Origin of the sequence: Mycobacterium colombiense, assembly GCF_001953985.1 — a bacterium.
GTDB classification, from domain to species: Bacteria; Actinomycetota; Actinomycetes; order Mycobacteriales; family Mycobacteriaceae; genus Mycobacterium; species Mycobacterium colombiense_B.
The window spans coordinates 1-13,424 of sequence record NZ_MBEI01000031.1 but is presented as its reverse complement, the minus strand read 5'-3'; the positions used below and the strand labels follow the sequence as shown (position 1 = coordinate 13,424).

General features: G+C 67.0%; 13 protein-coding genes. 3 read left to right on the top strand and 10 right to left on the bottom strand.

The features are described from left to right. Positions 1-15: 15 nt before the first annotated feature. The 9 genes from tatC to dop form a co-directional block, all read right to left on the bottom strand. A complete protein-coding gene (gene tatC / locus A5732_RS06090) occupies positions 16-972 on the bottom strand; it encodes a twin-arginine translocase subunit TatC (protein WP_139334794.1) in 957 nt (318 codons plus the stop codon). A 44-nt stretch (positions 973-1,016) separates the two neighbouring features. Beyond that, on the bottom strand, positions 1,017-1,295 hold the full coding sequence (gene tatA, locus A5732_RS06085) for a Sec-independent protein translocase subunit TatA (protein WP_065056392.1): 279 nt from the start codon (positions 1,293-1,295) through the stop codon (positions 1,017-1,019). Positions 1,296-1,391: 96 nt separating this feature from the next. Beyond that, positions 1,392-2,363 carry a helix-turn-helix transcriptional regulator gene (locus tag A5732_RS06080; protein WP_076056580.1) on the bottom strand — a complete coding sequence of 324 codons (972 nt, stop codon included), beginning with the start codon at positions 2,361-2,363 and terminating at the stop codon, positions 1,392-1,394. Next, positions 2,360-3,397, bottom strand: coding sequence for a helix-turn-helix transcriptional regulator (locus A5732_RS06075; RefSeq protein ID WP_076101456.1), 1,038 nt, complete (start codon positions 3,395-3,397; stop codon positions 2,360-2,362). The genes A5732_RS06080 and A5732_RS06075 overlap by 4 nt, the downstream gene beginning before the upstream one ends. A 122-nt stretch (positions 3,398-3,519) precedes the next feature. Beyond that, positions 3,520-4,878 (bottom strand): Pup--protein ligase, encoded by a 1,359-nt coding sequence (gene pafA / locus A5732_RS06070; protein ID WP_139334795.1) that lies wholly within the window; start codon positions 4,876-4,878, stop codon positions 3,520-3,522. Positions 4,879-5,089: 211 nt separating this feature from the next. After that, the gene (gene prcA, locus A5732_RS06065; protein ID WP_064951592.1) at positions 5,090-5,860 is read right to left on the bottom strand and encodes a proteasome subunit alpha; all 771 of its coding nucleotides are present in this window, start codon (positions 5,858-5,860) and stop codon (positions 5,090-5,092) included. Next, positions 5,857-6,747 carry a proteasome subunit beta gene (gene prcB, locus A5732_RS06060; RefSeq protein ID WP_076056583.1) on the bottom strand — a complete coding sequence of 297 codons (891 nt, stop codon included), beginning with the start codon at positions 6,745-6,747 and terminating at the stop codon, positions 5,857-5,859. The genes prcA and prcB overlap by 4 nt, the downstream gene beginning before the upstream one ends. After that, positions 6,744-6,938, bottom strand: coding sequence for a ubiquitin-like protein Pup (locus tag A5732_RS06055; protein ID WP_064951594.1), 195 nt, complete (start codon positions 6,936-6,938; stop codon positions 6,744-6,746). The genes prcB and A5732_RS06055 overlap by 4 nt, the downstream gene beginning before the upstream one ends. 118 nt (positions 6,939-7,056) lie before the next feature. Further along, complete coding sequence (gene dop, locus A5732_RS06050) at positions 7,057-8,565, bottom strand: pup deamidase/depupylase (RefSeq protein ID WP_064951595.1); 1,509 nt, start codon at positions 8,563-8,565, stop codon at positions 7,057-7,059. Between the two features lie 209 nt (positions 8,566-8,774). Here dop and A5732_RS06045 point away from each other — a divergent pair, with 209 nt between their 5' ends. Together A5732_RS06045 and A5732_RS06040 are read left to right on the top strand one after the other, a co-directional pair. Beyond that, on the top strand, positions 8,775-9,956 hold the full coding sequence (locus A5732_RS06045) for a hypothetical protein (RefSeq protein WP_081395993.1): 1,182 nt from the start codon (positions 8,775-8,777) through the stop codon (positions 9,954-9,956). A gap of 9 nt (positions 9,957-9,965) precedes the next feature. Next, positions 9,966-10,610, top strand: coding sequence for a hypothetical protein (locus tag A5732_RS06040; protein ID WP_076056585.1), 645 nt, complete (start codon positions 9,966-9,968; stop codon positions 10,608-10,610). Between the two features lie 89 nt (positions 10,611-10,699). Here the strand turns inward: A5732_RS06040 and arc are convergent, their stop codons facing one another. Then, positions 10,700-12,529, bottom strand: a complete 1,830-nt coding sequence (gene arc / locus A5732_RS06035) for a proteasome ATPase (protein WP_076056639.1) — start codon at positions 12,527-12,529, stop codon at positions 10,700-10,702. A gap of 305 nt (positions 12,530-12,834) precedes the next feature. Here arc and A5732_RS06030 point away from each other — a divergent pair. Next, positions 12,835-13,424, top strand: a 590-nt coding sequence (locus A5732_RS06030) for a hypothetical protein (RefSeq protein ID WP_076101809.1), incomplete at its 3' end; no start/stop codon positions are given.

Genomic DNA, 13,424 nt, shown 5'->3' with positions numbered 1-13,424 from the left:
GGGGGCGGCGACGGGTCAGGTGACATCGTCGTGTTGCCCGGCGGTGAACGACGGCTCCGGTATCGCGGTGGGCGGTTCGATGACCGATGCTTCGTCGTCGGGAATCACGGCCTGGGCTTCACGTTTGGCCTTCCGCTTGTCGTGCAGCCGGGAGATCTGGATGGCGAACTCCAGGAGGACGGACAGCGCCAACCCGAGCGCGGTCATCGAAAACGGGTCCGATCCGGGGGTGAAGACCGCCGCGAACGCGAACATCGCGAAGATCAGGCCGCGCCGCCACGCCTTGAGCCGCTCGTAGGGCAGCACGCCGATGGTGTTGAGCATGACGATGAGCAGCGGGAACTCGAAGCTGACGCCGAAGACCACGAGCAGGTTGATCAGGAAGCCGAAATATCGGTCGCCGGACAGCGCGGTCACCTGGACGTCGCTGCCGACGGTCAGCAGGAAGCCCAGCGCCTTGGCCAGGACGAAGTAGGCCAGCACCGCGCCGACGACGAACAGGACGACGGCGGGGATGACGAACGCGACCGCGAAGCGACGTTCCTTCTGGTACAGGCCGGGCGTGATGAACGCCCACAACTGGTAGAACCACACCGGGCAGGCCAGCACCACCCCGGCCGTCAGGCCGACCTTGAGCCGCAGCATGAACTGGTCGAACGGCGCGGTGGCCAGCAGCCGGCACTGGCCGCCGGGGCTGATCTCCGCGCGCGCCGACTGCGGCAGCGAACAGTAGGGATGCCGCAGCCACTCGCCAAGGCTTTCCAGCCCGAAGATCGAATGCGAGTACCAGACGAACCCGAAGATCGTGGTCACCAGGATGGCGGCCAGGGAGATCAGCAGACGGGCGCGGAGCTCGGTCAGATGGTCGACCAGCGACATGGTCGCATCCGGGTTGGTTCGGCTGCGCCGGTTACGAGGGTTGAGGCGCCTCAGCAGGCCGGAAGTGCGCGCTGAAACCTTGAAGACTCTCACGATGCTCGGTCAGTGGCGCTCGGGCAGCGCGACGATGATGGCGGCTACGCCGGACGTGCTTCGCTGTGCCCCTGCTCGCTGGGCGCCGGCGGGTCGACCCGCTGCGACTGCACGGGAGTGGGGTTCGCCGCGGAGGCCTCGCCCTGGGTCCCCAAGGCCGACGTCTCCGCTTTGTTCTCCGTCTGCATCTCGCGGAGCTCGGACTTGAAGATCCGCATCGACTTACCCAACGAACGCGCCGCATCGGGGAGCTTCTTGGCACCGAACAGCAAGATCACCACGACCGCGAGGATCGCCCAGTGCCACGGACTAAGACTGCCCACTTTGATTACCTCCAGACGTTCACCCGATGCTACCGCAGTAGCGCCATGTGGCGGCGGGCCCGCGCCGCGCCGCGGTGGACCTTGTCGCCTGGGCTTTTATGAGCTCAGGGCTTCGTAGGACGTCACGGCGGCCGTGGCGGCGTCCCGCACCCGCTGCGCCAGGGACGCGGGCTGGAGCACCTGCACGTCGGCCCCGAGCCCCAGGACCAGCCGCGTCATCCAATCCTCGGAGGCGTAGGTCATCACTGCCTCGCACGATCCGTCCGGCAATTCGCGCACGTCGCGCATGGGGTAGTACTCGAACATCCAGGACGCCGCGGGTGCCACCCGCAGCTTGGCCGACGGCAGCGAGGGGTCGCCGTCGAAGAGCGAGGTGTCCGGCGGGGCGTGCAGCGCCGGCTCGGGCGGGGCGGCGGGCTCGTCGAGCTCGCTGGCGTCCACGATCCGGTCGAAGCGGAACAACCGAACGCCTTCGGCCTCGCGCGACCAGCCCTCAAGATAGCTCTGGCCGCCGATCAGCAGCACCCGGATCGGGTCGACGACCCGGCTGGTCAGGGTGTCGTGCGAGGCGGAGTAGTAGTCGATGGCCAGCGCGTGCCTGGACTGGACGGCCGCGCGCACCGCGGCGGCGGCGCGGTTCTCCACCGGCGCGGGCTCGCCGACGGCCGACACCGCATGGGTGGCGTCGTGGCCGAGGGCTCCCGCGGCATCCTCGATCTTGGCGATGGCGCTGCGCGCGGCTTCGGGGTCGACGACGCCGGGTATGTCGGCCAGCGCACGCAACGCCACCAGCAGTCCGGTGGCCTCCGGCGAGGTGAGCTTGAGCGGGCGGTCGATGCCCGCGGAGAACGTCACCTCGATGGTGTCCCCGGAGAATTGAAAATCGATGAGGTCACCCGGGAAGTAGCCGGGCAGGCCGCACATCCACAGCTGGTTGAGGTCTTCTTCCAGTTGCTTGGCCGATACCCCGAGGTCGGCGGCGGCCTTGGCCCGGGTAACCCGCGGATTGGCCTGGAAATACGGCACCATGTTGAGCAGCCGGACCAGGCGGGTGGAGATGGGTGTCATGCGGACACTCCCCCGCGGCCGGGCGGTTGCCCCACACTGACGGCGTCCGCGCCCGCATGCGCCCGCAGCCGGCCCAGCACGTCGTCGCGCAGCGACTGCGGTTCGAGCACCAGGGCGTCGGCTCCGTAGCCGGCGACGTCGCGGGCCAGCTGGTCGGCGGACCTGATGTCGAGCTCGATCACATCGCCGCCGCGACCGCCGATTTGGCGCGCGTCGACGGGCCTGCCGGCGCGCCGCAGCGCGGTGGCTCGCCCGTCGGCCACCCATATCCGGGCCTGTCCGACGGTCGGCGCCGACACGTCGGTGACGGTCTGGGCCACGATCTTGCGCAGGTCAATGTCTTTCGGCACGGTGACGGCACCCGGCGGGCCGATCGGCGTGACCTCCGGGCCGATCCGAGAGAGCCGGAAGGTGCGGGTCGCGTCGCGGTCGCGGTCATGGCCCACCAGGTACCAGCGGCCCTTCTCGGTGACCACGCCCCAGGGCTCGACGGTGCGGGTGGCGTACGGCTCGGCCCGGGACGGCCGGTGCGGAAACTGCACGGCCTGGCGAGAATCGATGGCGGACAACAGGATTCCGAGGACTTCCTCCGAGCCGCGCAGGCCCGGTACCCCGGCCGGCGACGCGATTGCGACCGGTGCGTCCGGATCGACGTCGACGCCGGCCGCACGCAGTTTGAGCAGCGCGCCCTGGGTCGCGGTGATGAGTTCGGGTGACTCCCACAGCTGGGTCGCCACGGCCACGGCTGCCGCCTCGTCGGGGGTCAGGTCGACCGGCGCGAGCGAGTAGGCGTCGCGGTTGATCCGGTAGCCCTCGGTGGGGTCCCAGGCCGACGCCCGGCCGACCTCGAGCGGGATGCCGAGGTCGCGCAGCTCGTTCTTGTCCCGCTCGAACATGCGTGAGAATGCTTCGGCGCTGGGACTGTCGGAGTATCCCGCCACGCTCGACCTGATCTTCTCCGCCGAGATGTAGCCGCGGGTGGACAGCAGGGCGATGACCAGATTGACCAGCCGCTCGACTTTTGACGTCGCCATTGGGCTCCAGATTATTCGATGGACCTCGTCCGCCGCTTCCATGGCCGCTCGCGTCGCGCTATTCCCCGTGGCCGGTTCTGTGCCGGCGGAGCTGATGTGGCAGTTGCTGAGCCGAGGTGCGGCTACATGCTGGCGATCAGGCGCTTGACCCGCTCGTCGACCGCCCGGAAGGGGTCCTTGCACAGCACGGTGCGCTGGGCCTGGTCGTTGAGCTTGAGGTGCACCCAGTCGACGGTGAAGTCCCGGCCGGCGGCCTGGGCCGCGCTGATGAACTCACCGCGTAGCCGCGCGCGGGTGGTCTGCGGCGGGTTGTCGACGGCCTCGGCGATCTCCTCGTCGGTGGTGACGCGCGCGGCCAGCCCCTTGCGCTGCAGCAGATCGAAGACACCGCGCCCGCGCTTGATGTCGTGGTAGGCGAGGTCCAGCTGGGCGATCTTCGGGTCGGACAGCTCCATGTCGTAGCGATCCTGGTAGCGCTGGAAGAGCTTGCGCTTGATCACCCAGTCGATCTCGGTGTCAACCTTCGCGAAGTCCTGGCTCTCGACCGCGTCGAGCTGGCGGCCCCACAGGTCGACGATCTGCTCGATCTGCGCGTTGGGCTCCCGGGTCTGCAGGTGCTCGACGGCCCGGCTGTAGTACTCGCGCTGGATGTCCAGCGCGCTGGCCTGACGCCCGCCGGCCAGCCGCACGGGACGACGGCCGGTGACGTCGTGGCTGACCTCGCGGATGGCGCGGATGGGGTTGTCCAGCGAGAAGTCCCGGAACGGGACGCCGGCTTCAATCATCTCCAGCACCAGCGCGGCCGTGCCCACCTTGAGCATGGTGGTGGTCTCGCACATGTTGGAGTCGCCGACGATCACGTGCAGGCGCCGGTACTTCTCGGCGTCGGCGTGCGGCTCGTCGCGGGTGTTGATGATCGGCCGGCTGCGGGTGGTGGCCGAGGAGACGCCCTCCCAAATGTGCTCGGCGCGTTGGGAAAGGCAGAACGTCGCGGCCTTGGGGGTCTGCAGCACCTTGCCGGCCCCGCAGATCAGCTGGCGGGTGACCAGGAACGGCAGCAGCACGTCGGAGATCCGGGAGAACTCGCCGGCCCGCACGATCAGGTAGTTCTCGTGGCACCCGTAGGAGTTGCCCGCCGAATCGGTGTTGTTCTTGAACAGGTAGATGTCGCCGCCGATGCCCTCGTCGGCGAGCCGCTGCTCGGCGTCGACCAGCAGGTCTTCCAGCACCCATTCTCCGGCGCGGTCGTGGGTGACCAGCTGAACCAGGCTGTCGCACTCGGCGGTCGCATACTCGGGATGGCTGCCCACGTCGAGATACAGGCGGGCGCCGTTACGCAGGAAGACGTTGGAGCTGCGGCCCCAGGACACGACGCGACGGAACAGGTAGCGGGCGACCTCATCCGGGCTGAGCCGGCGGTGGCCGTGAAACGTGCACGTCACGCCGAACTCGGTCTCGATGCCCATGATTCGTCGCTGCACGTAATCGAGGGTACTTGCTGTCCGACCGGGACGGTGAGCAAGCCGCGCGTATCGGTTCGACGAAGTTTCCCGTCGGCCCCTGGGCGGCCGCGCGGGACGCGATGAATCCACCCGTCCGCCCGCACCGACGCCCTGGCTACGCGTTAGCCCACCCGCACCGTGGGCACCACGAGACCCATCAGCACCAAAAATTGTGTGCGGCCGTCGGGGTCTACTCCGAGGAGTCGCCGTCAGTCTCGGACGGTTCGCCGTCGCCTTCCGAGCCGTTGGAATCCAGCTCGCGCAGCAAATTCTCCAGGGTTGCGCGATTGATCCGCCGGAACGCCCGTCGCGGCCGGTTGACGTCCAGGATGGCGACTTCCAGGCTGCCCACGTCGAGGGTGGACTGATCGCCGTTGGAGGCCTCGCTGCCGGCCCGCAGCGCTTTCACGGCGATGCGGGTGGCCTCACGCAGATTGGCGTTCTCCGCGTACGAGTCCTTGAGCGCCGTGGTGATCGGTTCGGTGGTACCACCCATCACCACGAAATGCGGCTCGTCGGCGATCGATCCGTCATAGGTAATCCGATACAGCTCAGGGGATTTGGTCTCGCCGTAATGCGCGACCTCGGCGACGCACAGCTCCACCTCGTAGGGCTTGGCCTGCTCGGTGAAGATGGTGCCCAGCGTCTGCGCGTAGACATTGGCCAGCTGGCGGCCCGTGACGTCGCGACGGTCGTAGGCGTAGCCGCGGGTGTCGGCGAATTGGATTCCGCCGCGGCGCAAGTTGTCGAATTCGTTGAACTTGCCGGCGGCCGCGAAGCCGACGCGATCGTAGAGTTCGCTGATCTTCTGCAACGACCGTGACGGGTTCTCCGCGACGAAGAGCACACCACCGGCGTAGACCAGGGCGACCACGCTCTTGCCCCGGGCGATGCCTTTACGCGCGAGCTCGCTGCGCTCGCGCATCGCCTGCTCGGGCGAGATGAAATACGGGAAGCTCACTTGTCACCCCTATCGGGGCCGAAAGTGTCAGCGCGCGAACGGCTTTGGATCACTTCGCGGGCCAATTCGGCGATGCGCGCCTCCGGCACTTCCAGCGCGCCCTCGGCACCGATGGTGACCGCGGTGGGATAGATGCCGCGCACCAGATCCGGTCCGCCGGTGGCGGAATCGTCATCGGCCGCGTCGTAGAGCGCCTCGATCGCGACCCGCACCGCGGAATCGGTGTCGGTGACCTGCGAGTACAACTTCTTCATCGACGACTTGGCGAAAATCGAGCCCGACCCCACCGCCTGGTAGCCCTCCTCTTCCAGGTTCCAGCCGCCGGCGGCGTCGAAAGACACGATGCGGCCGGCGCCTTCGGGATCGGCCGCGTCGATGTCGTAGCCCACCAGCAATGGCAACGCGATCAGGCCCTGCATCGCGGCCGCCAGGTTTCCGCGCACCATGATCGCCAGCCGGTTCACCTTGCCGGCAAACGTGAGCGGCACGCCTTCGAGCTTTTCGTAATGCTCGAGTTCCACCGCATAAAGGCGGGCGAACTCGACGGCGATGGCGGCGGTGCCGGCGATGCCGGTGGCCGTGTAGTCGTCGGTGATGTACACCTTCTTGACGTCACGCCCGGCGATCATGTTGCCCTGCGTCGAACGCCGGTCACCGGCGAGCACGACGCCGCCGGGATATTTCAGCGCGACGATCGTGGTGCCGTGCGGCAGCTGCCCCGTGGCGGCATCCGACTGCGTGCCGGACAAGCTCGCCGGCAGCAATTCCGGCGCCTGGCGTCGCAGCAGATCAGCAAATGACGAGAGGTCTATAGCGGGGTCTCTGGAGAATCCGGAGCCGGGGAGTGCGGAATTGGTGGACAGGCGATTAGAGAAAGGCCAGCTCACTGTCCGCCCTTTTGGACGTACGCGCGAACGAAGTCCTCAGCGTTCTCCTCGAGTACATCGTCGATCTCGTCGAGCAGATCGTCGGTGTCCTCGGCTAGCTTTTCCCGGCGCTCTTGGCCCGCGGCGGTGCTGCTGGCGATGTCGTCGTCGTCGCCGCCACCACCGCCACGCTTGGTCTGCTCCTGAGCCATCGCCGCCTCCTGCGTTGTGTGGGCCCTTTGAATGGCTTATTCACCGATCAAGCCACACTGCCCGTTGGTCTTTCCTAGCCTACCGGTCAACCCCGACGTTCCCGCGGTTAACCGGTACCTAGCTGGTGAGTTGTTCCACCAGTTGGGCGGCGCTGTCCACCGAGTCCAGCAGCGCCCCGACGTGCGCCTTACTGCCGCGCAGCGGCTCCAGCGTCGGAATGCGGACCAGCGAGTCACCACCGAGATCGAAAATCACCGAGTCCCAGCTGGCCGCGGCGATGTCCGCACCGAACCTGCGCAGGCATTCACCGCGGAAGTATGCGCGAGTGTCCGTCGGCGGTTTGTCCACCGCTTCGAGCACCTGGTGTTCGGTCACCAGGCGCTTCATCGAGCCGCGCGCGACAAGCCGGTTGTACAGGCCCTTGTCCAGCCGGACATCTGAATATTGCAGGTCCACCAGATGCAGCCGCGGCGCCGACCAGCTCAGGTTTTCGCGCTGCCGGAACCCCTCGAGCAGGCGTAGCTTGGCCGGCCAGTCCAGGATTTCAGCACATTCCATCGGGTCGCGCTCGAGTTGGTCGAGCACGTGCGCCCAGGTTTCGACGATGTCGGCCGCGCGGGGATCGGGGTCGCGGCTGTCGACCAGCTTGGCCACCCGATCGAGGTAAACCCGTTGTAGCGCAAGCCCGGTCAGCTCGCGACCGTCGGCCAGGGCCACGGCGGTGCGCAGCGAGGGATCGCGGCTGATCGCGTGGACCGCATGTACCGGCCGCGCCAGCGCCAGGTCGCTCAGGTCGATCCCGTGCGCCGGGCCCTCTTCGATCAGGTCGAGCACCAGCGCGGTGGTGCCCAGCTTCAGATACGTCGACGTCTCGGCGAGGTTCGCATCGCCGATGATGACGTGCAGTCGCCGATACCGGTCGGCGTCGGCGTGTGGTTCGTCGCGGGTGTTGATGATGCCGCGCTTGAGCGTTGTCTCGAGGCCGACCTCGACCTCGATGTAGTCCGAGCGCTGGGACAGCTGAAACCCGGGCTCGTCGCCGGAGGGCCCGATGCCGACCCGTCCGGAACCAGTGACCACCTGCCGGGAGACCAGAAAGGGGGTCAGCCCGGCGATGATTGCCGAAAACGGGGTCTGCCGGCTCATCAGGTAGTTCTCGTGCGACCCGTAGGAGGCGCCCTTGCCGTCGACGTTGTTCTTGTAGAGCTGCAATTTCGCGGCCCCGGGCACGCTGGCGACGTGGCGGGCGGCGGCCTCCATCACGCGCTCGCCGGCCTTGTCCCAGATCACCGCGTCGAGCGGGTCGGTGCACTCGGGCGCGGAGTATTCGGGGTGCGCGTGGTCGACGTAGAGCCGCGCGCCGTTGGTCAGGATCATGTTGGCCGCGCCGACCTCGTCGGCGTCGACCACCGGGGGCGGGCCGGCCGAGCGGCTCAGGTCGAAGCCGCGGGCATCCCGCAACGGCGATTCCACCTCGTAGTCCCAGCGGGTGCGCTTGGCGCGCTGAATGCCCGCCGCGGCCGCATAAGCCAAAACCGCCTGGGTCGACGTGAGGATCGGGTTGGCCGTCGGGTCCGATGGCGATGAAATGCCGTATTCGACCTCCGTCCCGATGATTCGTTGCATGACCTAAGCGTAGGCCGGGTGACGGAGCGCCCCGCGCGGCGGGGCGCACAGGAGCCGGCCAATCAGGTCCAGCCGGGTGACGGAGCGCCTCGCGCGGCGGGGCGCACAGGGGGTGTTCATCGGGCTTGCCGATGTCGGGAAAATGCCAGTCCGGCAACCCTTCCGATAAGGGCATCACGGGCGACATGCCGGCCGTAGGGTGAGCCGGCATGGAGCTACTTCGCGGCCGCGCTCCGAGCCGCCGGGCCGAGCCGAGCGCCGCGGCCGAAAGCTGGTTTTTGGAGCGCGGTTTGCCGTCCGTACTCACCCGGCGCGCGCGATGGCGGCGGCTCTGGACACGGTCGGCGCCCATGCTTGCCGCGTACGCGGCGCTGCAGGCGTGCATCCTCGCGGTTTATCTGATCACCGGCGGCCACGATGTGGAGATCAGCGGCGAGCCGACAACCTCGGAATTGGCCGTGCTGGCTCTGCTCGCACTGGCCCTGCCGTTGATGCCGGTCGTCGGATGGCTCGTCTCGCGATCGCGAAGCCGCAAGACACGCACCGCGATAGCGACGTCGTCGGTGCTGGGCGTGGCGTGCGTCGGTGTCGTCGTGGGCGACGTCGTACAGGAGGCCATGGTCGTTGCCGCCGTGCTGATCCTGACCGGCAGCGGGATCGGATCGGTCCTCGGCTGGGCGGTACGGATGATGCTGTCGCACCTTGCGACCGTGGGCGCATTGGCCGTTCGGGCGTTGCCGGTCGTGCTGCTGACCGCGTTGGTGTTCTTCAACACCTACGTCTGGTTGATGGCCGCGACCATCAGTGGCAACCGGCTGGCACTGGCCATGGCGTTCCTGGTCACCATCGCCGCGGCGTTCGTCAGCTCGGCCACGCGAGAGCGCGTCAGGCCGATGCTGCAATCGGCGACGGCGCCGCGCGACGAACCCGAAAAGCTCGCGGGCACACCGTTCGCCACGTTGCCGAACGTTGCCGCCGGCGCACCGTTGAAGAAGTCGGAGCGCCTCAACGTCGTTTTTGTGCTGGCGGTCTCTCAGCTGGCGCAGATCCTGGTGGTGGCGGTGGTGACCACAGCGATCTACTTGATTCTGGGGCTCATCGTGCTCAGCCCCGAGCTGCTCAACGAGTGGACCCACACCTTCAAGAGCAGCGCGACGGTGCTCGGGTTCACGCTGCCGGTGCCCGACTCGCTGATCCACATGACGCTGTTCCTCGGCGCGCTGACGTTCATGTACATCAGCGCCCGCGCGGCCGGCGACGCGGAATACCGGTCCACGTTTCTCGACCCGCTGATCGACGACCTGGACACGACTTTGGCGGCGCGCAATCGCTACCACGGCGCCGCCGGGGTCACCGTCCGTCGTGTTGACGGCGCCGACACCAGTGACTAATTTCACCCTGTGTCCGCCCCTGAATCCGACCGCGCCGTCGGTAAGCACGCACTCGACCTGTCCGGGAAGCGCTACGGCGAAGTGCTCCTCGTAACGCCGGGCGAGGCGGGCCCGCAGGCAACGGTGTACAACAGCTTCCCGCTCAACGACTGTCCCCAAGAGCTGTGGTCGGCGCTGGACGCGCACGCCATCGCCACCGAACACGGCGCGGCCGCAGCCCTGCTCAACGGTCCCCGGTATTGGCTGATGAACGCGATCGAAAAACAAGCCAGCGGGCCGCAGATCACGAAATCCTTCGGCGGGATCGAGATGATCCAGCAGGCCACCGTACTGCTGTCGTCGATGAACCCGGCGCCCTACGTCCCCAACACCGTCAACCGCCACACGGTGTTCGTCTTCAACGCCGGCCAAGAGGTGTACGAACTCATCGATCCCCAAAGCCAGCACTGGATCATGCAGACCTGGAGCCAGGTCGCCGACGCCACCCTGTCGCGCGCGGACCTACCGGGCCTCGGCGATCGTCTCGACCTGCCGGCGGGGTGGGCCTACCAACCGCGCGTGCTCACCGACGAATTGCGCGTGGACACCACGCAGCGGCCGGCCCAGGTGCTGCAGGACAATCTGACGAACAGCTATTCGCTGGTGACCGACTGACCGCAGGCGGCGCCGAGATATAAACCACGCACACCCGCCTCGGCGTGTCGTGTGCGTGGTTTATATGTCGCGTTAAACGGTATCGAGCCCTACAGGTACTGACCCAGGTTGGATTCGGTGTCGATGGCCCGAGATGCGCTCGAGCTCTTGCCGGTGACCAGGGTGCGGATGTAGACGATCCGCTCGCCCTTCTTGCCCGAAATCCGCGCCCAGTCATCGGGGTTGGTGGTGTTGGGCAGGTCCTCGTTCTCGGCGAACTCGTCGACGATCGAGTCCAGCAGGTGCTGGATGCGCAGACCGGGCTGACCGGTCTCCAGCACGGACTTGATCGCGTTCTTCTTCGCGCGGTCGACGACGTTCTGGATCATCGCCCCGGAGTTGAAGTCCTTGAAGTACATGACTTCCTTGTCACCGTTGGCGTAGGTGACCTCCAGGAACCGGTTGTCGTCGATCTCGGCGTACATCCGGTCGACGACCTTTTCGATCATCGCCTTGATGCACGCCGACCGGTCGCCGTCGAACTCGGCCAGGTCGTCGCTGTGCACCGGCAGCGACTCGACCAGGTACTTCGAGAAGATGTCTTGCGCCGCTTCGGCATCCGGTCGCTCGATCTTGATCTTCACGTCCAGACGTCCCGGCCGCAGGATGGCGGGGTCGATCATGTCCTCACGGTTGGATGCGCCGATCACGATGACGTTCTCGAGTCCCTCCACACCGTCGATCTCACTGAGCAGCTGAGGAACCACCGTCGTCTCGACGTCCGAGGACACCCCGGTGCCACGGGTGCGGAAGATCGAGTCCATCTCGTCGAAGAAAACGATCACCGGTGTGCCTTCCGACGCCTTTTCCCGGGCGCGCTGGAAGATCAGCCGAATGTGCCGCTCGGTCTCGCCGACGAACTTGTTGAGCAGCTCGGGACCCTTGATGTTCAAGAAGTAGGACTTGGCTTCGCGGGCGTCGTCGCCGCGCACCTCGGCCATCTTCTTGGCCAGCGAGTTGGCCACGGCCTTGGCGATCAGCGTCTTACCGCACCCGGGCGGGCCGTAGAGCAGCACACCCTTGGGCGGACGCAGCGCGTACTCGCGGTACAGCTCCTTGTGCAGGAACGGCAGCTCCACGGCGTCGCGGATCTGCTCGATCTGGCGGGTCAGGCCACCGATGTCCAGGTAGCTGACATCGGGCACCTCTTCCAGCACCAGGTCCTCGACCTCGGCCTTGGGGATGCGCTCGAAGGCGTAACCGGCCTTGGTGTCGACCAACAACGAGTCGCCGGGCCGCAGCTTGCGCGGCCGGGTGTCGTCGTTGAGCGCGTCGGGATGCCCTTCCGGCAGGTTCTCGGCGACCAGTGGCTCGGCCAGCCACACGATGCGTTCCTCGTCGGCGTGCCCGACGACGAGCGCGCGGTGGCCGTCGTTCAGCAGTTCACGCAACGTGGAAATCTCGCCGACCGATTCGTACGTGCCGGCCTCGACGACGGTGAGGGCCTCGTTGAGGCGGACCGTCTGACCCTTGCGCAGCAACGGGACTTCGATATTCGGCGAGCACGTCAGCCGCATCTTGCGACCGGAGGTGAACACGTCGACCGTGTCGTCCTCGTGGGTGGCGAGCAGAACGCCATAACCGCTCGGCGGCTGCCCCAGCCGATCGACTTCCTCACGCAACGCCAAAAGTTGCTGGCGGGCCTCTTTCAGGGTCTCCATCAACTTGGAGTTCCGCGACGCAAGGGAGTCGATGCGCGCTTCCAACTGATGCACATCACGCGCGGAACGGGCGCCGCCATGCGAGCCGGCGGCGTGCTCGAGTTGCTCGCGCAACATCGCTGCCTCGCGGCGTAGTTGCTCCAACTCGGCCTCGTCGCCGCTGGACATGTCTGATTCGAGGGGGGTTCCGAAAGCGTCAGAACGCTCTGAGCTACCCATCTTGCGCTCCTTTCCCACACCGAATTGGCGCGGCGGATACTTCAAAGCTACCGGCGATTGCCGATTGATGTGCGTAGTCAAATACCCACGAAAAGTTAAGATTTTCGTCACGCTGGTAATCTCGGCCACTAATCGTGATGATCGAAAGGGCCGCCGTGACCGCAAAAAGCCTCGCCACAGGCTCAACCCGCGTCGCCGCCGTAGCCCCCGCCACCGGTGTGACTTCAGTTGCACCCATCGGCCCGACCTTAGCGACACCGTTCGTTCGCGAAGCGGCCAGAGCCGCCTAGCCGACCGACGACTGGATGCACCGACCACTGTTAGTAGCGCTGAGCGCCGCCACCGCAGTGGCGGCAGTTGGGCTCGCGGCGTGTTCGTCGCCGCACCCGAAGAGTGATTCATCGACCACCACTTCGCTGCCGCCCGCCTCGTCCAGCCAGGTTGCTGCGCCGGTCACGGCTCCCCTCCCGCCACCCGAAGCACTCACCGACGTGCTCGCCCGACTCACCGACCCGAACGTTCCGGGCGCCAGCAAGGTGAATCTGGTGGAAGGCGCGACGCCGGAGAGCGCGGCCACCCTGGACAAGTTCACCAACGCCTTGCGCGACAACGGCTATCTGCCCATGACCTTCAACGCGAACGACATCGCGTGGTCGGACAAGAACCCGTCGAACGTGAAGACCACCATCGCCGTGCACACCGCCCAGGCCAACAACTCCAACTTCAGCTTCCCGATGGAGTTCACCCCCTTCCAGGGCGGATGGCAACTGTCGCGGCACACCGCCGAAATGCTGCTGGCGCTGGGGAAGTCGCCGGCGGCTCCGACGTCGGGGGCTCCCGCGCCTCCCCCGGGCCCGCCACCGGCGCCGCCCCCGCCCGTACCCAGCCAGGCACC